Source organism: Micromonospora saelicesensis, from assembly GCF_900091575.1.
GTDB lineage: Bacteria > Actinomycetota > Actinomycetes > Mycobacteriales > Micromonosporaceae > Micromonospora > Micromonospora saelicesensis.
The window spans coordinates 344633-363625 of record NZ_FMCR01000006.1 but is presented as its reverse complement, the minus strand read 5'-3'; the positions used below and the strand labels follow the sequence as shown (position 1 = coordinate 363625).

Below are 18993 nucleotides of genomic sequence, written 5' to 3'. Positions count from 1 at the left end.
AGGGCTACCACCGCAGTGGCACGCACTCCCGATTCGGCAACGGGGGTGGGGTGGCCACCCGGCCACCCCACCCCCGTTCACCCGTTCGGGTCAGACCTTGGCCTTGCCCAGGATGCGGTTCACTGTTGTACCGCATACCGGACACTTGCCCTTGGCCATGTTCATTCCGGTCTTCGAGACCTCGACGTGCCCCTCGAAGTCCCGCTTCTCCTTGCACTTCACGCAGTAACCGTTGTAGGTCGTCTGGGCCTGGTCGGCCACGGTGCCCTCCTCGTCTCGTCCGCCGGTCAATGCCGTTCCGGCGGGGTGCCCGGCGGCGGGCCACACGGGGCGCCGGCGCTGGGTCTCACTCCGCGGCCACCTTCGTGACCGCTGGTCCGCGGACCCTACCCAGGTCTGGGCAGTTCCATGTCAGCTGTGCATCGACACTGTGAGGAAGTCGACGTCGAGAGTGTGCATGGCGAAATAGGTCGGATAAGTCAGTTTGGCGGGGACACGCCGACCAAACCCTGTCAGCCACCCGTGCGAGTGCCCCCGCAGCGACATCCGGGGCGTGATCACCTACCGTGGAGACGTGCCGCGCACCGGCGCCATCGGCGTTCACCAAGGGTGACGAGATGGCGCGATGCCGCTGCGGTCAAGAAATTTTCGGGACGGCTGGCGACCAATCACCATTTTCTGGGCGCGTGTCGTGCGGTTGACTCTTGCGGACCCCTGGTCAGTGGGCATTAGCTTTCCTTCGTGACACGTAGTCGAGGCTGCGCGGGCCAGTGATGGCGGGGACGCGCAAGCCGGTCGTCGAGGTGCGGCGCAGTCAGCGTCGACGACGCACGGTGTCCGCGTACCGTGACGGTGAGCGAGTGGTCGTCCTCATCCCCGACCAGTTCTCCCGTGCTGAGGAGAGCGAGTGGGTCGACCGGATGCTCGCCCGGCTCGCCGCCCGGGAGGGGCGCCTCGCCCGGTCCGACGACGAGCTGCTGGCCCGTGCCAATCGGCTCATCGACCTCTACCTCGCCGGGTACGCCACGAAGGCGGTTCCGGCCAGCGTCCGATGGGTCACCAACCAGAACGGCCGGTGGGGCTCCTGCACGCCGGCGGACCGCAGCATTCGAATCTCGCACCGCGTCCAGGAGATGCCCGAATGGGTGATCGACTACGTGTTGCTGCATGAGCTGGCGCACCTCATCGTGCCCAGTCACAACGCCCGGTTCTGGGCGTTGGTCGGCCGCTACCCCAAGGCGGAACGCGCCCGCGGCTACCTCGAAGGGGTCGCCGCCGCCTCCTCCTGCGCGCCGCTCCCCACCTGATCCACACCCCCGCGCCACGCGCGTGATCGGCCTAGATCCACTCGCCTTCCTGAATGCCGCGCTATCCGGGCTGCCGGGACAGCGCGACTTCAATGAAGCCAGGTTGATCATGCCGTCGAGCCGCGCCAGGGTGGGCCGGGTGGGATGGCTGTGTGGGGTGGGGCGCTAGGGTCGGGGGATGGCGCGACGGGTGGTGGTGGCGTTGCTCGGGCCGGTGCACTGGTCGCCGCCCGGTGTCGACCTGGCGCAGTGGCGAGCGGCGCTCGCGGAAGATGTCATCGACCTCTTCGCCACGCTCAACGAGGTGGAGGTCGCGGTCGCGGTGACCCCGGCCGACCGGGCCCTGGCCGATGCGTTGGTGTGGCCCGGTACGGCGGTGTACGAGGTGGCCGAGCCGACGCCGAACGCCGTGTTCGCCGCGCTGGAGGGGTACGACCAAGCGGCCGTGCTGGTCAGTGACGTGCCTGACCTGCCCGCCCTGACCGTCGGCAAGCTGCTCCGCCCACTCACCAGTCGGCCGGTCGCGGTGGCCCCGGTCGAGGGCGGCGGGCCGGGTCTGCTCGGGGTCGCGGTACGACTGCCCGCGCCGGACTGGCTGCCGACGCTGGAGCTGGACACGGCGACGCCTGCTGAGGCACGCGCCAACGCCCCGCGCCCGGGTGACGTGGCGGTCACCACCGGTTGGCGACGACTGCGCGGCCCGGCTGACCTGGCCACGCTGGACCCGGCCTTCGAGGGTTGGGAAGCGACCCGCGCCCTGCTCTCCGGGTCGGGCCGACCCACCTGAACCGTCGGCACCGCCGAACGCGCCGCGGGTGCCCGCTGTCGATCTGCGGGCACCCGCAGCGCAGGCCGTCGATGTGCGGGCGTCAGGACTTGGTGTCGCCCTCGCCGTCGGTCTCGTCGGACGGACCGGGCTGCCCCGACTGCCCCGACGGACCGGGCTGACCCGGCTGATCCGACTGGCCGGGTGCCTTCTCCTCCACCCCGCCGGGGGCGGAGAAGTCGAAGCTGTCCAGCTCGCTGAGGTCCATGTCGTTCATCGCGAAGGCGACCGGGTCGGCGAAGTCGTCGTCCGACGGGAGCAGGTCGGGGTGGCCCCAGACGGCGTCGCGGCCCTCGATGCCACGGTGCTGGGTGAGCGCGGCCCAGAGCGCCGCGGCCTCGCGCAGTCGGCGGGGGCGCAGTTCCAGACCGACCAGCGCGGCGAAGGTCTGCTCGGCGGGACCGCCGGCGGCCCGGCGACGGCGGAACGCCTCGCCCAGCCGGACGACGTTGGGCAGCCGGTCGCTGGCGGCGCTGTCGACGACGTGGCACACCCAGCCCTCGACCAGGGCGAGTGCGGTCTCCAGGCGGGCGAGTGAGGCCTTCTGCGCCGGGGTGTCCTCCGGCGTGAAGATGCCCTCCAGGGCGATCGCCTGCATCGACTCGGGGTCGGTCGGGTCGACCCGGCCCATCGCCTCCTCGATCGCCTCCCGGTTGACCCGGATGCCCGAGGCGTACATCTCGACCGCGCTGAGCACGTGCCCACGCAGCCACGGGACGTGTTGGAACAGCCGCTGGTGGGCGGCCTCGCGCAGCGCCACGTAGAGGCGGACCTCGTCCTCGGGCAGCTCCAGGCCCTCGCCGTACGCCCGGATGTTGGCCGGGATCAGCGCGGCCGTGCCGGCCGGGCCGAGCGGCAGCCCGATGTCGCCGGCGGAGAGCACCTCCGCGGCGAGCGAACCGAGGGCCTGGCCCAGCTGACCGCCGAAGAGCGCGCCACCGAGGGAGGCCACCATCGACTGCATCGGGCCGAGCTGGGCGCGCGCCTCCGGTGGCACCAGGTCGCCCATCGCACCGACCATCCGGCTGGCCACGGGGTCACACAGCTTGCGCCACACGTCGAGCGTCTTGAAGATCCACTCGTTGCGGTTCCACGCAACGGGGTTCTGGATGCCGGAGGGCCACGCCGAGGCGGGCTCCAACCACAGGTCGGCGAGGCGCAGCGCCTCCTCGACCGCGTTGCGTTCGTACATCGACACCGCCGGGTCACCGGCGGCCGCGAGCTGGCTGGCTGCTACCTGCCGGGCCAGGTCCCAGTTGACCGGCCCGCTGCCCGGCGCGGAGAGCAGGTGCTGCAACTGCGACATGAACTGCTGCATCTGCGCGGGATCGTTGGGGTCTGGTGGCTGCCCACCCGGGAGCGCGAAACCGAACGGAATATCAGGCACGACATCTACGGTACGCGGACCGCGCCCCAGGTAGCCGCCGCTGGCGTTGCGCTGAGGGCGAAGTCGCGCGGCGCATCCGGCGGGTCACCCGCAGCCGGTCGGTACGCTCTGCGGCATGAGACGTCGTGGCCTGACGGTCCTGCTCGGTGCCCTGTTCACCGCCCTGCTGAGCATCGGGGTGCTCCGGGTGCCGATTCCGTACGTGGTGCTGGGCCCAGGGCCGACGGTCAACACCCTCGGTACGTCCGACGGTAAGGAGGTCATCCAGGTCTCCGGTCGGGAGACCTCGACCTCGGCCGGGCAGTTGCGGCTGACCACGGTGGGTGTGCAACCCACAGTGCGGTTGCGGGGGGCCATCGCGGGCTGGTTCTCCGACGACGAGGCGGTGGTGCCGCGTGAGCTGGTCTACCCGCCGGGGGAGTCGACGGAGCAGGTCGAGCAGCGCAACGCCGAGGACTTCAAGGCGTCGCAGACCAGCGCGGAGACCGCCGCGCTGCGGGAGCTGGGCTTTCCGGTGCAGGTGGTGATCAAGACGGTGGCCGGGGACGGCCCGGCGGCCGGGGCGCTGAAGGCCGGCGATGTGATCACCTCGGTCGACGGCCAGCCGGTGCCGGTGGCCGCGAAGGTCACCGAGCTGGTCCGGGCCAAGCCGGCGGGCACGGCGTTGACCATCGGCTACACCCGTGACGGCGTGCCGGCCACCGCGACGGTGACCAGTCAGGAGCAGGACGGCCGACCGCGGATCGGTGTCGAGATCGATCAGCAGCAGCCACACCCGTTCACGCTCGGCATCGACCTGGGGGACATCGGTGGGCCGAGCGCCGGTCTGATGTTCGCCCTGGGGATCGTGGACAAGTTGACCCCGGCCGACCTCACCGGCGGCCAGATCATCGCCGGCACCGGCACCATCGACGACGAGGGCACCGTCGGCCCGATCGGCGGGATCGCCCAGAAACTGGTCGGCGCCAAGCACGCCGGGGCGAAGGTCTTCCTGGTGCCGGCGGACAACTGCGCCGAGGCGGTCCGCAATCCGCAGCCCGATCTGCCGCTGTTGCGGGTGGGCTCGTTGGACGAGGCGATGACCGCTCTGGAGACGTTGCGCGCGGGTGGTCAGCCGACGCGTTGCTGACCGGTGTGACCGTGCCCCGACACGCTCAGGAACACCCCGTACTCTGGGTGCCTGGTCGGAGCCGATCATATCGAGCGTGCGGAGCAGACAGTGGTCATGCGTAGCAGCAGCCCCCTCCCGAGGATGAGCCGGCGCGGGCGCGTCACCATCGCGGTCCTGGTCGGGGTGTTCGTGCTCTTCACCCTGCTCGGCTGGGGTGTTCAGGCGTGGACCGACTGGCTCTGGTTCGACGAGGTCCGCTACACCGAGGTCTTCACCGGCGTCCTGCTCACCCGGCTGGTGCTCTTCCTCGCCATCGGCCTCGGCATGGCGGTGATCGTCGGTGGCAACCTGTGGTTGGCCTACCGGTTGCGCCCGCGACTGCGTCCGCACTCGGTGGAGCAGGCGACCCTGGAGCGCTACCGGATGGTGCTCAGCCCGCGTCTCGGCACCTGGATCTCGCTGACCGCCGCGGTGGTCGGGCTCTTCGCCGGTCTCTCCGCGCAGAACCGGTGGAACCAGTGGCTGCTCTTCCGCAACGGCGGTGACTTCGGCATCAAGGACCCGGAGTTCGGGGTCGACATCGGCTTCTACGTCTTCCAACTGCCGTTCTGGCGTTACCTGCTCGGGGTCGCCTTCACCGCTGTGGTGCTGGCCGTGATCGGCGCGCTGGCGGTGCACTACCTCTTTGGCGGGGTCCGCCTTCAGGGCGTCGGCGACCGGATGAGCAACGCGGCCCGCGCGCACCTGAGCACCCTGGTCGCGGTCTTCGTGCTGTTGAAGGCGATCGCGTACGTGTTGGACCGGCGGGCCATGCTGCTGGAGTACAACGAGGGCGCCAAGTTGTACGGTGCCGGCTACGCCGACGTCAACGCCTTGCTGCCGGCGAAGGAGATCCTCGCCTACATCTCGATCGTGGTGGCGATCGCGATCCTCGTCTTCTCCAACGCCTGGATGCGGAACCTGGTCTGGCCGGGGATCTCGCTGGCGCTGCTCGGCGTGTCCGCGGTGGCCATCGGCGGCATCTACCCCTGGGCGGTGCAGACCTTCGAGGTCAAGCCGAGCGCCAAGGACAAGGAAGCGCCGTACATCCAGCGCAGCATCGACGCGACGCGGGCGGCGTTCGGGTTGGGGGCCACCGAGACGACCCCGTACGCGGCGAACAACCTCACCCCACCAGCGAACCTGGCCACCGACACCTCGGTGGTGTCGAACGTGCGACTGCTCGACCCGCAGTTGGTCAGCGAGACGTACACCCAGCTCCAGCAGGTGCGTGGCTTCTACGACTTCGGTCCGAAGCTGGACATCGACCGGTACGGGGTGAACGGCAAGGTCTCCGACTACGTGGTCGGCGTCCGGGAGATCAACTACGGCGAGCTGACCGACCAGCAGAACACCTGGATCAACCGGCACACCGTCTACACCCACGGGTACGGGCTGGTGGCCGCCCCGGCCAACCAGGTGGTCTGCGGCGGGCAGCCGTTCTTCGTCTCCGGCTTCCTCGGCGAGAAGACCCAGGAGGCGTGCTCCTCACAGACCGAGCAGATCCCGGCCAAGCAGCCGCGCATCTACTACGGCGAGCGGATGGCGGACGACGACTACGCCATCGTCGGGCAGTCCGACCCGAACAAGAAGGCCGAGTTCGACCGGCCGGTCGGTGAGGGCGGCGGCGAGTCCTACACCTACACCGGTGAGGGCGGCGTGGAGATCGGCTCCTTCACCCGACGACTGCTGTACGCCATCAAGGAGCAGGAGTCGAACTTCCTGCTCTCCGAGGCGGTCAACAAGGACTCCAAGCTGCTCTACGTGCGCAACCCGCGCGACCGGGTGGAGAAGGTCGCGCCGTTCCTCACCCTGGACGGCGACCCGTACCCGGCGGTGGTCGACGGTCGGGTGCAGTGGATCGTGGACGGCTACACCACGGCGGCCTCCTACCCGTACGCGGAGAAGGTCAACCTGCAGACCGAGACCACCGACGAGTTGACCAACCGGGGCACCTTCCAGCTGGCCCGGGAAGACGTCAACTACATGCGCAACTCGGTGAAGGCCACCGTCGACGCGTACGACGGCACTGTGAAGCTCTACGAGTACGACGACACCGACCCGGTGCTCAAGGCGTGGAACAAGGCGTTCGGCGGTGACCTGGTGCTGCCGAAGGCGGAGATCCCGGTCGAGCTGACCGAGCACCTGCGCTACCCGGCGGACATGTTCAAGGTGCAGCGCAACCTGCTCACCAAGTTCCACGTGACCAACCCGGGTGACTTCTACTCCGCACAGGACTTCTGGCAGGTGCCCAACGTGCCGGACGCCCCGGACAGCGGTCAGAAGCAGCCTCCGTACTACCTCTTCACCCAGTTCCCGGGGCAGGAGAGCCCCCGGTTCCAGCTCACCTCGGCGGTCACCCCGAACGGCCGGCAGAACCTCGCCGCGCTGATCTCCGGGTCGTACGTCGAGGGGAAGCCCCGACTGGAGGTGCTGGAGTTGCCGGATCAGACCCGGATCTCCGGCCCGGTGCAGGTGCACCAGCAGATGACCAACAACGCGAACATCCGTCAGCAGCTCAACCTGCTCTCCAGCAACCAGGCGCAGGTGCAGTACGGCAACCTGCTCTCGTTGCCCTTCGCCGACGGGATGCTCTACGTCGAGCCGGTCTACGTGAAGAGCAACCAGCAGGACGCGTACCCGCTGTTGCAGAAGGTGCTGCTCTCGTACGGTGACGGCGGCTCCTTCGTGGCGCTCGCCGACAACATCAACGACGGCATCAAGCAGTTGGTCGAGCAGGGTAAGAAGGCCGGGCAGGGCACGTCGCCGCCGCCGACGACCGGGGGCAACCCGACGACTCCGACGCCGACTCCGACGCCTTCGGGGACGGCGGCGCCAACGCCGACCCCGAGCGCCGGCACGCCACCGCCGACAGGTGACCTGGCTGCCGCCGCGGACCGGGTGCAGACCGCGATCACCGAGGTCCGGGCCGCGCAGACGTCGGGCGACTTCGAGCGGTACGGGCGTGCGCTGAAGGCCCTCGACGAGGCGCTCACCGCGTTCCAGCAGGCGCAGCAGGCCGCTGGTGTGCCGGGTGCCAGCCCGAGCGCCGGCGGCTGACCCGCCCGCCACCGCCGGGAGTACGTCTCGGAGCCCCCGTCGTTCGGACCGCACCGGTCCGAACGACGGGGGCTCCGCCGCGTCCGGGGCTGTGCCCCCGCTGTCACCTCGCTGACAGGGGCAGCTGGGCCGCAACCTGCGGCACCGGTCCACCGTCCTCAATTGCAACGGGGTGGATGAGGGGGAGCAGTTGTGAGGGACGGGCAAAGCTTCGATGACTTCTACCGCAGTACGACGCGGCGGATGATGCGGTACGGCTATGCGGTCGTCGGCGACTACAACGAGGCGCAGGACCTGGTGCAGGAGGCGTACGCCCGGGCCTGGCGGCAGTGGGGGAGGTTGTCGGCGCATCCGGCGCCGGAGGCGTGGCTGCGGCTGGTGGTGTCCCGGTTGGCGACCGACCGTTGGCGGCGGCTGCGCGGTCTGCGGGGCGCGTTGCGGTTGGCCGGGCCTCCGCAGTCGGTGTCTCCGCCCAACGAGGACAGCGTGCTGCTGGTCCAGGCCCTGCGTCAGGTGCCGGCGACCCACCGGCGGGCGTTGGCGCTGCACTACCTGTTCGACATGCCGGTCGAGGAGATCGCCGATGAAATCGGCGTACCCGTTGGCACTGTGAAGTCGTGGCTTTCCCGCGGGCGGGCCCGACTCGCCGCGTTGCTGCCCGATCTGGCTGTCGTGGAATTGGAGGCCACCGATGTCGCGTGAACTGTCCGAGCTGTATGGGTCCCTTGCCGCCGACGCTGACGCTCGCGATCTGGGCCTTCCGGACGTGCTCCGGCACCAGGCGGACCGTCGGGCCCGGTTCCGTGCGGCCGGGAGCACCCTCGCCGTGGGGCTGGTGGTGGTGGGCGTGGTGATCGGCGCCCAGGTGGTCACCACGCCGCCGGCGTCGGTACCCGCGCCGGCCGGCATGCCGACGCCGTCGACGTCGCCGTCTCCCAGCGCGACTGGCGGTTCGCCATCGCCGTCCGTCCCGCCGACCACGCCCGGCCGCTCTCCGGGTACGACGTCTCCGGGTGCCACCGGCACGCAGCCCTCCAGGACGCCGACCAGCATCCCGGATCGGGCGTTCTTCGCGCTCGCGCCGACCAACCAGGTGGGCATCGCGCCGGAGTTCCGGGACGAGGCCGTACTGCCGAACCTGTGCGGCGCAGACATCGGGGGTGAGGCGATCGTGCAGCGCCGAACTCGGCTCCTGATCTACAAGCTGCCGCAGACCCCCAAGGGGTACGTCCCGGACGGCAGCTACACGCACTCCATCACGATCTACCGGGCCGGGCGCGCCGACGACGTGCTGAAGGAGTTGCGGCAGGCGGTGCGGGACTGCCCCGAGCAGAACGGGTCGAGCAGCGGCAGTTCCGTGCGGAGCAGGCAGCGGCTGCTTTCCGACAGCGGGTTCGGCGACGAGTCGGTGCTGTTCGAGATGCGCAACGCGGGTCAGGACGTCAACGGCACGCCGACCGGTGCGGACGAGGTTCGCCTGATCCGGGCGATCCGGGTCGGCGACGTGGTGACCATCCTCTGGGAGCAGGGCTGGGAGGGCACCTCCAGCCAGCGGGCGCAGGTCGACGCGGACGGTCGCCGCGCGGTCGCCGCCATCCGGAGGTGGCTTGGCTGACCGGCACGTGCCGGACCGCGGTCCGGCGGATTCGGATGTCGTTTTGCGGGGCCCGGGGGTGGTGCGCTACGGTTAGCGAGCCGACGCGGGGTGGAGCAGCTCGGTAGCTCGCTGGGCTCATAACCCAGAGGTCGCAGGTTCAAATCCTGTCCCCGCTACAAGTTCGAAGCCCGTCTCCGGTTCACCGGAGGCGGGCTTTCGACTTTCCGGGATGGCGGGCCGCAGGGTTGGTGACCCCCGCTGATCATCGCCGGAACGGGGTGGGTTAGTCTTAACCAGTCGACGCGGGGTGGAGCAGCTCGGTAGCTCGCTGGGCTCATAACCCAGAGGTCGCAGGTTCAAATCCTGTCCCCGCTACCACTGAAAGTGATATGAGTCCGGCCCCCACAGTGTGGGGGCCGGACTTGTTTGGTGCCGCTGCGCACTGAGGGCCCCCGCAGGGGCCGGCACCTCGTCGGCGCCGACCCCCGGCGGGTTCTACCGCAGGCCGAAGGCCCGGGTGACGGTCTGGGTGACGCCGCTACCGTTGCGCTGCTTGGCGGTGACCCGGATCGACACGAAGTCGGCCCGGTGCGGCGCGTTCAACGATGCCTGCCAGGTGCCCTTCTTCTCCCGCAGGTCCTGCCGCTGCCAGCTCACCCCGTCGTCGTAGGAGATCTCCAGTTGGAGCGACGACACGGCGTCCCGAGCTGCGGCGCTGCCCACCACCACTGGCGTGATCGCGAAGTCGGTTCGGCGCTTCGTCCGACCCGCGAAGTCCACATCCGTTCCGTAGTCCAGCTGGACAAGCGGGATTGCCTGCACCTCACTGCTGCCGCCGGAGACGAAACTCCACTCGGTGTGCGTGGCGGTCGAGTACGGGCTGAACTCGGGCTTGCCAGTGGTCTCGACGACCAGTCGGTACGGCAGCTTCTCCGGCGACAGGTCACCCGCGCCGACCTCCGGCCAGCCGTCGAACTGGGTCAGCTGCTTGTCGCCCTGATAGAACGTGGCGATCTGCGACATGCTGGCCCCGCCACTGTGGGCGGCGCCCGCGTCGCCGAACCCCTGGATGTAGGCGCTCATGGCGGTCTCACCACGGAACGGGATCTCGGTGCTGAGCAGCCGTGGCCGGGTGATGGGCCCGAACCAGCGGTCCTTCTGGACGCTGCCCGGCCGGTACGCGATGGCCTCCGTGTTGGACCGCGCCCAGTCGGCGACGTCGGCGTACTGCATCCACTTGATGCCGCCACCCGCCGAGACCCAGTCGGTGCGCGGCCCCGGCTCGACCGGCTCGAACGGGAAGGGCCGTGCCGCCGCGTACTCGTACGGCGGGAAGTCCATCCGGGTCTCACTGGACTGCTTCCCCGGGGGCGGGGAGAAGGTGAGATCGATCCGGGCGAGGTTGCGCGGGTCGGTCTTGGCGGACGGGTTCTTCGGCACCCCGCCACTGTGGTAGTCCACCAGGTCGTACAGGTACTTCGCCCTGGGGTGGGCGACCACGACCAGTCGTACCGGGTTGCGGCCCGCGGCGGTGATCTTCTGGATCAATGCCTCGCCCTCGTCCATGGTCACCGAGGCCACCGGGACCGGTCCGGTCGTCACGGCGTCGGGGTTGCCGTACCAGTCGCTCCTGCGGCCCGCGCGGTCGTTGACCACGACGAGCATCGCCGCCCCGGCGGTGTGCGCCGCCGCTGCCTGGTCCGTGGGGGTCACCGAGTCGTCGGCGCGGACGACCACGGCCCTGCCGTGGGCGGGGACGCCGGCGTAGTCGGCGGTGCCGCCGACGCCCGCGAAGACGGCGTCCAGGCGCGAGGTGCCGTCGGGCAGCGGTGGGGAACCGGGCTGCGCGAGCGGGTCGCTGAGGTGCCGGCCCTGGTAGCTGATCGCCAGCGGCGTCTGCTCGGCGCGGATCCGGGTGGTGAAGACGAAGCTGCCCTTGCGCACCTTGTCCCTGGTCGGCAGGGCCCACAGGCTGTCGTAGGCGGCGCCCGGCCAGAACGTCTCGCGGAGGGCGCTCCAGTCGGCGGGTGTCGGTTCGCTCGAGGTGAAGGAGCGGTAGACGTCGATTCTGCTGTTGACGACGGCGGTCGGCTGGGGTGTCGCCACCTTCACCTGGCGGGCCCGCGCGGCGTCGAGTTCCACGACCCGGTTGGTGGTCAGGTCGACCTCGGGAGCGGTCAGCATCGCGAGCCCGAGGGAGCGGGGCCCGTGCAGACCCTCCACGTCCGCCGCCGTGACGACGGTGTACGAGCCGGGTGCCAGGCGGGCGGTGAGCTTTCCGTCCGGCACCCACATGAAGGCGGAGCCGGTCTCGGCGTTGACGACCTCGACCTCGCCGCTCATGGGCCGGCCGGCGCGGTCCTTCAGGTGGATGGTGAGGTCGTACTTCCTGGACTCGACGGCGATCCCGACGGCCGTGTGCACCTCGCCGGCGGCGAAGCGGGCCGTGACCTGGGCGGAATACCTGCCGGAGGGAAGGCCGGCCGGGGCCACCACGACGTCGACAGTCGCGCTGGCCCGGGCGGGCACCGTGACGCGGTTGGCGGTTGCCGTGAACGTCTGCGCGGGGGCGGTGCCGTGGTCGACGGAGAGCTCCAACGCGATCGGGCTGTCCGTGGTGTTGGTGTAGGTGATCGTCCGCTTGATCGGCTGTGGCGTGCTGCCCCAGCCGACGAGTCCGACGTCCACCGACCCGGACGCGACGACCTGATCCTGGTGGTAGGCGGCGGCGACGTTCAACCGACCGCTGCCGGCCTGGTAGGCGTCGTAGTCGGACGTGCGGACGCTGGTGCTCATCAGCGCGTCCTTGATCTGCCGCGCGCTCCAGGTCGGGTGCTTCTGCACCAGCAGGGCGGCCGCCCCGGCGACGTGCGGCGCTGCCATCGAGGTGCCACTGTCGGCGTAGTAGTAGCCCTCACCCCAGGGGATGTGCTGCGAGCGTGCCGCCAGCACGTCCACCCCGGGAGCGGTCATGTCCGGCTTGAGGGCCTCGTCGTTCATCCGGGGTCCGACGCTGGAGAACTCCGCCAGGTGGTCGGAGGTGTCCACCGCGCCGATGGTCAGCGCGGCGTCCGCGGTGCCCGGCGCACCGAGGGTGTACGGGTCCGGTCCGCTGTTGCCGGCGGCCACGACGAAGAGCGCACCCGTCTCGGCGGTCAGCTGGTTGACGGCCTGGCTCAGCGGGTCGTCCTGGGTGTGCCACGCGCTCACACCGAGACTCATGTTGATCACTTTGGCGTGCTCGGCCCGCGCCGCCCACTCCATGCCCGCGATGATCCCCGAGATGGACCCGCTGCCGTACTCGTCGAGGACCTTGCCGATCACCAGGTCGGCGTCGGGGGCCACGCCCCGTTCCTTGCCGCCGGAGGCGGCGCCCGTCCCGGCGACGGTGGAGGCGGTGTGGGTGCCGTGCCCGTTCCGGTCGATCACGTCCTGGCCGGGGATGAAGCTCCGGGAGGCCACCACCTGGTCGGCGAGATCCGGGTGGGTGGTGTCCACCCCGCTGTCCAGGACGGCGACCCGGACACCGCTGCCGGTGCCACCCGCGGCCCACGCCGCGGGCGCGCCGATCTGGGCGGTGGTGTCGGCCAGGGTGGCCTTCGCCTTGCCGTCGAGCCACACCTTGTCGACGCCGGCAGCGAAGGAGGGTGCCGGGGTGGCAGCGCTGCGGCCGGTCGGCGACTGTCCATCGGTGAGGGCCGACCAGAAGTCCGCGGCCTGCGATCGGCGGGTGCGGATCGCCTCGCCACGGACGGAGGGAAGCTCCAGCGTGGTCTGCGCGCCCGGCAGCGTGCTGCCGGCCCTGAGCTTCGCCGCACCCGTCGTGCGGGTGACGATCAGGGGGAGTTCGGCGGTCCGAGCGTCGTCGTAGCCCTGGGCGATGAGCTGGGTGACGTCGAACAGTTGCTTGTCGAGTCGACCGGTGGCGAGGTACGGCAACGCCTCGTCCGGGTACACGTAGGTGTCCCGGTCCTCCGTGGAGACGCGTACGGAGCCGGTGGCACCCGGGGCGCGCGTGACATCCACCGAGGGGCTTGCGCCGTGGACGCCCGGGGTCACCGTCACCCGGTCGCCGGTGATCAGCGTGACCGTGACGGGTGCGCGGTCCGCGTTGTCGCTCGGAGCGGGTCTTGTCGGCGGCGGTGGAGGCGGTGGGGCGCCGTGCGCCGCCGTGGGGGTGAGGAGAGCGGCGACGAGGGTGACGCCGACCGCTGCCGCCGCAGATCTTCGGGTGCGAGAGATCCGCGCACTGTCTACAGAGTTGAGCATGAGGCGAATCCGATCACCTCGAGAGATTCATGTAAAGATCATCATCTTTGCCGGGATGTTGCGAGCGCGTTGCGCCCCGACCGGAGAGCTTCCGGACCATCCGGTCCCGTGATTCGGCGTGGACCGACGTGCCGAGGTTGCGCCCTTCGGCGAGGATGGGCACATGTCTTCATTCGGTAAGTGGTGGGGCCGCCTGAGCGCGGTCTTCGGTGCGGTCGTACTGGCGGTCTTCGTCCCGGTCGCGGCCTGGGCGTCAACGGGCACCGGCGAACTCGTGGTGGAGGCCGCCCGGCGGCGAGGCCGCAGTGGCTTCGGGGTGCTCCCGCTGCTCTGCTGCCTGGTGGTGGTCGCGATCGTCGTGTTCCTGGTGTTGCGTCTGATGCGCAACCGCCGGGGTGGCCCGCCGCGCTGACCGGGCCCGAGGCGTCGACGGGTCACCAGCGGCCGGCTCCGGGCCGGCCGCCGGTGTTCACACCGCCAGGGCCGCGATGGCCTGGGACAGGAAGCGCGCGGTGGCCTCGCGGGTGCCGTCGCGCTTGACGCGGATGCGCTCGGCGGCGGTGACCAGCAGGGTGCGCACCTTGGCGTGCCCCTTGGGCGGCGGCGCCGGCGCAGGCCCGAGCAGGTCGGCGATGCTGGCGCCGAACTCGGCGGCACGTCGCTGCGCCGGGTCGGTGATGCTGCCCTCTGCGTAGCGGCGGACCTGGGCACTGGCGTTCAGCCCACGTTCGTGGCCGAGAACGGCGCCAACCTCACCATTGGTGGTCAGAAAGTTGATCACGTCGGCGACCGCGTCCGGGTGGCGGGTGCCCCGGAAGCCCGCCCAGTACATCGACGCTCGCGCCCACTGAGCCCCCGGCGGGCCGGGAACGCCGACGATGCCCAACTCGGACTCGGTGAGCCGTTGCAGCTCCGGTAGCTGGTGCGACCAGGCGAAGGACGCCGCCGTCACCCCGCTCACCACCAGTTGCCGGGCCGGCTCGCCGCTGTCGGCCTGCTCGACCAGGGCCGCGCTCGGCGTGGCTCGGCCCCGGCGGGCCCGCTGCCACAACTCGAACCACGCGATCAGCTCGTCCGCGCCGAAGCCGAGCTGGTTGCCCCGGTAGAACTCGCCGCCCTGCGACCGCAGCCAGAGCCAGAGCGCCCGGTAGTCGCCCGACCCGTCCATGGTGCCGGCCACCCGGCGGTCGCTGGCCTCGGTGACCTGCGTGGCCCAGGAGATGTAGTCGGCCCACGTCATCCCCGCGCGTGGCTCCGGCATCTCCAGCTCCCGCAGCAGGTCCCGGTTGAACACGACGACGGCGTGGGTCTGCCCGGCGGCCACCGCCATCGTCCGCCCCTCCACCGTGCCGTAGCGGATCAGACCCTCCGGCAGGCCCCGAAGATCCAGGTGGTGGTCGGTGAGGTCGAGGATGACCTGACGTTGGGTGTACTCGGTCAGCATGGCGTCGTCGATCTGGATCAGGTCCGGTACGTTCCCGCCGCCCGCCTGGGTGGCCAGCCGGTCGTAGTAGCCGTCGGCGCCCTGCCAGGTGACCCGGAAGGTGACCCTGGGGTTGCGATCCGAGTAGAGCCGCAGCGCCTTCTCGGTGAGCTCGGCCCGCTTGGTGCCACCCCACCAGAAGACCGACAGCTCGACGGGCCCGTCCTGGGCCGAGGTGGCGGCGCCGTCGGTGCACCCCGCCAGCCCGCCGGACGCGAGCAGAGGTGCGCCGAGCAGCGCGCCGAGCAGTCGGCGCCGGCCCGGGTCGGCACCGAGGCGGTCGAGCGGGGGTCGAACAACGGGCACGGGGCTCTCCTGGACCTACGGGGGTGGCGGTCGGACCATTCACGCAGGCAGCGCACGAAGGTGTCAACGTCCGTCCGGTCACCCTCGGCCGGGTGGTCGAATCAGGCCCTTCCGTTGTCGCGTGGTGTACTAGGGCGCGTGGAACTTCTGCACTCGGGCAAGGTCCGGGACGTCTACGCCGACGGCGACGACCTGATCCTGGTGGCCTCGGATCGCATCTCGATCTACGACGTGGCGCTGCCGACGCCGATCCCGGACAAGGGTCGCCTGCTCACCGCGCTCTCGCTCTGGTGGTTCGAGCAGCTCGCCGACCTCGTGCCGAACCACGTCATCTCGGCCACCGACGTGCCCGCCGAGTTCGCCGGGCGGGCCATCCGCTGCCAGCGGCTGGACATGGTCCCGGTCGAGTGCGTCGCCCGCGGTTACCTGACCGGCGGCGGCCTGCGGGAGTACGAGCAGACCGGCGCGGTCTCCGGCGTACCACTGCCGCGAGGGCTCGGTGAGGCGTCGATCCTGCCCGAGCCGATCTTCACGCCGTCGAGCAAGGCGCCGATGGGCGAGCACGACGAGCCGATCACGTACGACGACGTGGTGGACAAGGTGGGCCAGGCCACCGCCGAGCGGCTGCGGCAGATCACCCTCGACGTCTACCGGCGCGGCGCCGAGCTGGCCGCCGACCGGGGCATCCTGATCGCCGACACCAAGCTCGAGCTGGGTTGGGCGCCGGACGGCACCCTGGTCCTCGCCGACGAACTGCTCACCTCCGACTCGTCGCGGTTCTGGCCGGCCGAGTCGTACCAGCCGGGCCGGGTGCAGTTCTCCTACGACAAGCAGTACGTGCGGGACTGGGCCACCGGCAGCGGCTGGAACAAGCAGGCCCCCGCCCCGGACATGCCGGCCGAGGTGGTCGAGGCGACCCGGGCTCGCTACATCGACGTCTACGAGAAGCTCACCGGCAACCGCTGGGAGTGACCGCCGCAGCGGCGGTCACTCCACCCAGTCGAGGGTGCGCTGCACGGCCTTGCGCCACTGGCGCAGCTCCTCCTCGCGCAGCTGCGGGGCCATGGCCGGCTCCCACTGCGCGTCGGAGCGCCACTGCGCCCGCAGGGTGGCCAGGTCCGGCCAGAAGCCGACCGCCAGACCGGCCGCGTACGCGGCGCCCAGGCAGGTGGTCTCGGTGATCCGGGAACGGACCACCGGCACGTCGAGCACATCGGCGAGGAACTGCATGAGCAGGCCGTTCGCGGTCATCCCGCCATCCACCCGGAGACGGCGCAGCGCCACATCCGAGTCGGCGTTCATCGCGTCGACCACCTCGCGGGTCTGCCACGCCGACGCCTCCAGCACCGCACGCGCCAGGTGCCCCTTGGTGATGTAGCCGGTCAGGCCGGCGATCACCCCGCGGGCGTCGCTGCGCCAGTGCGGGGCGAACAGTCCCGAGAACGCCGGCACCACGTAGCAGCCGCCGTTGTCGTCCACGGTGCGGGCCAACTCCTCCACCTCGGCGGCCGTGGAGATCAGCCCGAGGTTGTCGCGCAGCCACTGCACCAGCGAGCCGGTGACCGCGATGGCGCCTTCGAGGGCGTACGCCGGTGGTTGGTCCTTGATCCGGTAGGCGACCGTGGTGAGCAGGCCGTGCGTCGACGGGACCGGGCTGGCGCCGGTGTTGAGCAGCAGGAAACTACCGGTGCCGTAGGTGCACTTCGCCTCACCCGGCTGGAAGCAGGTCTGCCCGAACAGGGCGGCCTGCTGGTCGCCGAGCGCACTGGCCACCGGCACCCCGGCGAGCACCCCGCCGGCCGTCCCGTACACCTCGGCGGAGCAGCGGATCTCCGGCAGCATCGCCGCCGGAACACCCATCGCGTCCAGCAGCTCCGGGGCCCAGTCCAGGGTCGTGAGGTCCATCAGCATGGTCCGGCTGGCGTTGGTCACATCGGTGACGTGCTCGCCGGTCAGCTTCCAGATCAGCCAGCTGTCCATGGTGCCGAAGAGCACCTCACCGCGCTCGGCGCGCTCGCGCAGGCCGTCGACCTCGTCGAGCAGCCAGCGCAGCTTCGGCCCGGCGAAGTAGGTGGCCAGCGGCAGGCCCGTGCGGGCCCGGAACCGCTCCTCGCCGTACGCCGACGCAAGCTCCCGAAGCAGCGGCCCGGTCCGGGTGTCCTGCCAGACGATGGCGTTGGCCACCGGGCGGCCGGTGGCCCGGTCCCAGACGACTGTGGTCTCCCGCTGGTTGGTGATGCCGACGGCGGCCAGCCCGGACGCGTCGGTGCCGGCGGCCCGCAGCGCCTCGGCGACCACCTGCTCGACGTTGTCCCAGATCTCCTCGGCGTCGTGCTCCACCCACCCCGGTCGAGGGAAGATCTGCCGGTGCTCGCGCTGGGCCACGGCGACGATGTCCCCGGCCCGGTCGAAGACGATGCACCGCGAGGAGGTGGTGCCCTGGTCGATGGCGGCGACGTACTGGGGGGTCACCGCAGCACCGTACCCGGACGGCGGCGCGGCGCGACAGGCGTCACGGCGGGTTCCGGCCCGCCGCCGTCGGCGGCCGTCGGCTTCCCCTACGATGTGCGAACGTGCGCGACATCGCAGTTTTCAGTGGAACCGCCCATCCCGACCTGGCTGCCGAGATCTGCGCCCACCTGGGGGTGCCGCTGCACCCGGTGCGGGTCTCCCGGTTCGCGAACGACTGTCTGGAAGTCCAGTTGCAGGCCAACTGCCGGGAGCGGGACGTCTTCCTGATCCAGCCGTTGGTGCCGCCGGTGCAGGAGCACCTGGTCGAGCTGCTGTTGATGATCGACGCCGCCCGGGGCGCCTCCGCCGGTCGGATCACTGTGGTGCTGCCGCACTACGCGTACGCCCGGTCGGACAAGAAGGACGCGCCACGGATCTCGATCGGCGCGCGGCTCGTCGCCGACCTGCTCACCTCGGCCGGGGCGGACCGGGTGCTCGCGATGACCCTGCACTCGCCGCAGGTGCACGGCTTCTTCAGCGTCCCGGTGGATCACCTGCACGCGCTGCGGGAGTTGGCCACCCACTTCCGGCGCTACGACCTCAGCAACACCGTTGTGGTCTCGCCCGACCTGGGCAACGCCAAGGAGGCCGCGGCCTTCGCCCGGCTGCTCGGAACGCCGGTCGCGGCCGGGGCGAAGCAGCGGTTCAGCGACGACCTGGTCAAGATCAGCGCGGTGATCGGCGACGTGACCGACCGGGATGTCATCGTGCTGGACGACGAGATCGCCAAGGGCAGCACGGTGGTCGAGCTGATGGAGCATCTGCGCGGCCTGAAGGTCCGGTCGATCCGGCTCGCCTGCACCCACGGTCTCTTCTCCGGCGACGCGTTGCAGCGGCTCAGCGACCAGGACGGCGTCCTGGAGATCGTCTGCACCAACACGGTGCCCATCCCGGCCGCCAAGCGGGTCCCCAAGTTGCAGGTCCTGTCGGTGGCCCCCGCCCTGGCCGAGGCGACGCGCCGAATCCACAACGGAGAATCCGTCTCCGCCCTCTTCGCCTGACCCGCCCTCGCCCCTTACCCCGCGCGATCTTGCAGTTTGTGTCGCCGGGATGAGGGGGTTTGGGTGATTCGTCGCGACAGTAAGTGCAAGATCGCG

General features: G+C 70.6%; 14 protein-coding genes and 2 tRNA genes. 11 read left to right on the top strand and 5 right to left on the bottom strand.

The features are described from left to right. Positions 1-90 precede the first annotated feature (90 nt). Positions 91-261, bottom strand: coding sequence for a DUF5679 domain-containing protein (locus tag GA0070561_RS25665; protein WP_167457767.1), 171 nt, complete (start codon positions 259-261; stop codon positions 91-93). A gap of 512 nt (positions 262-773) precedes the next feature. Between GA0070561_RS25665 and GA0070561_RS25660 the strand changes: the two genes are divergently transcribed. Together GA0070561_RS25660 and GA0070561_RS25655 are read left to right on the top strand one after the other, a co-directional pair. Beyond that, entirely contained in the window at positions 774-1307 is a 534-nt protein-coding gene (locus GA0070561_RS25660; protein WP_091406137.1) for a M48 metallopeptidase family protein, read from the top strand. Between the two features lie 178 nt (positions 1308-1485). Continuing rightward, positions 1486-2094 carry a hypothetical protein gene (locus GA0070561_RS25655; RefSeq protein WP_091406135.1) on the top strand — a complete coding sequence of 203 codons (609 nt, stop codon included), beginning with the start codon at positions 1486-1488 and terminating at the stop codon, positions 2092-2094. Positions 2095-2176: 82 nt separating this feature from the next. Here GA0070561_RS25655 and GA0070561_RS25650 read toward each other — a convergent pair whose 3' ends face one another. Beyond that, positions 2177-3520, bottom strand: a complete 1344-nt coding sequence (locus GA0070561_RS25650) for a zinc-dependent metalloprotease (protein ID WP_091406133.1) — start codon at positions 3518-3520, stop codon at positions 2177-2179. Positions 3521-3635: 115 nt separating this feature from the next. Here GA0070561_RS25650 and GA0070561_RS25645 point away from each other — a divergent pair, with 115 nt between their 5' ends. The 6 genes from GA0070561_RS25645 (at position 3636) to GA0070561_RS25620 (ending at position 9705) form a co-directional block, all read left to right on the top strand. Beyond that, positions 3636-4649 (top strand): YlbL family protein, encoded by a 1014-nt coding sequence (locus GA0070561_RS25645; protein WP_181539400.1) that lies wholly within the window; start codon positions 3636-3638, stop codon positions 4647-4649. 96 nt (positions 4650-4745) lie between these two features. Continuing rightward, entirely contained in the window at positions 4746-7730 is a 2985-nt protein-coding gene (locus tag GA0070561_RS25640; RefSeq protein WP_091406507.1) for a UPF0182 family membrane protein, read from the top strand. A gap of 192 nt (positions 7731-7922) precedes the next feature. Continuing rightward, complete coding sequence (locus GA0070561_RS25635; RefSeq protein WP_091406131.1) at positions 7923-8432, top strand: SigE family RNA polymerase sigma factor; 510 nt, start codon at positions 7923-7925, stop codon at positions 8430-8432. Next, the gene (locus GA0070561_RS25630; RefSeq protein WP_091406129.1) at positions 8422-9345 is read left to right on the top strand and encodes a hypothetical protein; all 924 of its coding nucleotides are present in this window, start codon (positions 8422-8424) and stop codon (positions 9343-9345) included. The genes GA0070561_RS25635 and GA0070561_RS25630 overlap by 11 nt, the downstream gene beginning before the upstream one ends. Before the next feature lie 84 nt (positions 9346-9429). Then, positions 9430-9503 (top strand) — tRNA-Met (locus GA0070561_RS25625). A gap of 125 nt (positions 9504-9628) precedes the next feature. After that, positions 9629-9705 (top strand) — tRNA-Met (locus GA0070561_RS25620). A gap of 117 nt (positions 9706-9822) precedes the next feature. On the opposite strand, the gene GA0070561_RS25615 is transcribed toward GA0070561_RS25620, so the two are convergent. After that, positions 9823-13596, bottom strand: coding sequence for a S8 family serine peptidase (locus GA0070561_RS25615; RefSeq protein WP_091406128.1), 3774 nt, complete (start codon positions 13594-13596; stop codon positions 9823-9825). 163 nt (positions 13597-13759) lie between these two features. On the opposite strand from GA0070561_RS25615, the gene GA0070561_RS25610 reads away from it, so the two are divergent. Further along, the gene (locus tag GA0070561_RS25610) at positions 13760-14008 is read left to right on the top strand and encodes a hypothetical protein (RefSeq protein ID WP_030336617.1); all 249 of its coding nucleotides are present in this window, start codon (positions 13760-13762) and stop codon (positions 14006-14008) included. 57 nt (positions 14009-14065) lie between these two features. Here GA0070561_RS25610 and GA0070561_RS25605 read toward each other — a convergent pair whose 3' ends face one another. Further along, positions 14066-15385 (bottom strand): ABC transporter substrate-binding protein, encoded by a 1320-nt coding sequence (locus GA0070561_RS25605; RefSeq protein WP_091406126.1) that lies wholly within the window; start codon positions 15383-15385, stop codon positions 14066-14068. A 138-nt stretch (positions 15386-15523) separates the two neighbouring features. On the opposite strand from GA0070561_RS25605, the gene GA0070561_RS25600 reads away from it, so the two are divergent. Further along, positions 15524-16357: a phosphoribosylaminoimidazolesuccinocarboxamide synthase gene (locus tag GA0070561_RS25600; RefSeq protein ID WP_091406124.1), complete on the top strand. Its 834-nt coding sequence runs from the start codon at positions 15524-15526 to the stop codon at positions 16355-16357. A 15-nt stretch (positions 16358-16372) separates the two neighbouring features. Here GA0070561_RS25600 and glpK read toward each other — a convergent pair whose 3' ends face one another. Then, a complete protein-coding gene (glpK, locus tag GA0070561_RS25595; protein ID WP_091406122.1) occupies positions 16373-17857 on the bottom strand; it encodes a glycerol kinase GlpK in 1485 nt (494 codons plus the stop codon). Between the two features lie 101 nt (positions 17858-17958). Between glpK and GA0070561_RS25590 the strand changes: the two genes are divergently transcribed. After that, positions 17959-18897 carry a ribose-phosphate diphosphokinase gene (locus GA0070561_RS25590; RefSeq protein WP_091406120.1) on the top strand — a complete coding sequence of 313 codons (939 nt, stop codon included), beginning with the start codon at positions 17959-17961 and terminating at the stop codon, positions 18895-18897. The last annotated feature ends 96 nt before the right edge of the window (positions 18898-18993 follow it).

Coding starts and splice junctions, on each gene's coding strand:
- GA0070561_RS25660 (WP_091406137.1), top strand. CDS start 774: ATGGCGGGGACGCGCAAGCCGGTCGTCGAGGTGCGGCGCAGTCAGCGT.
- GA0070561_RS25655 (WP_091406135.1), top strand. CDS start 1,486: ATGGCGCGACGGGTGGTGGTGGCGTTGCTCGGGCCGGTGCACTGGTCG.
- GA0070561_RS25645 (WP_181539400.1), top strand. CDS start 3,636: ATGAGACGTCGTGGCCTGACGGTCCTGCTCGGTGCCCTGTTCACCGCC.
- GA0070561_RS25640 (WP_091406507.1), top strand. CDS start 4,746: ATGCGTAGCAGCAGCCCCCTCCCGAGGATGAGCCGGCGCGGGCGCGTC.
- GA0070561_RS25630 (WP_091406129.1), top strand. CDS start 8,422: ATGTCGCGTGAACTGTCCGAGCTGTATGGGTCCCTTGCCGCCGACGCT.
- GA0070561_RS25615 (WP_091406128.1), bottom strand. CDS start 13,596: ATGCTCAACTCTGTAGACAGTGCGCGGATCTCTCGCACCCGAAGATCT.
- GA0070561_RS25610 (WP_030336617.1), top strand. CDS start 13,760: ATGTCTTCATTCGGTAAGTGGTGGGGCCGCCTGAGCGCGGTCTTCGGT.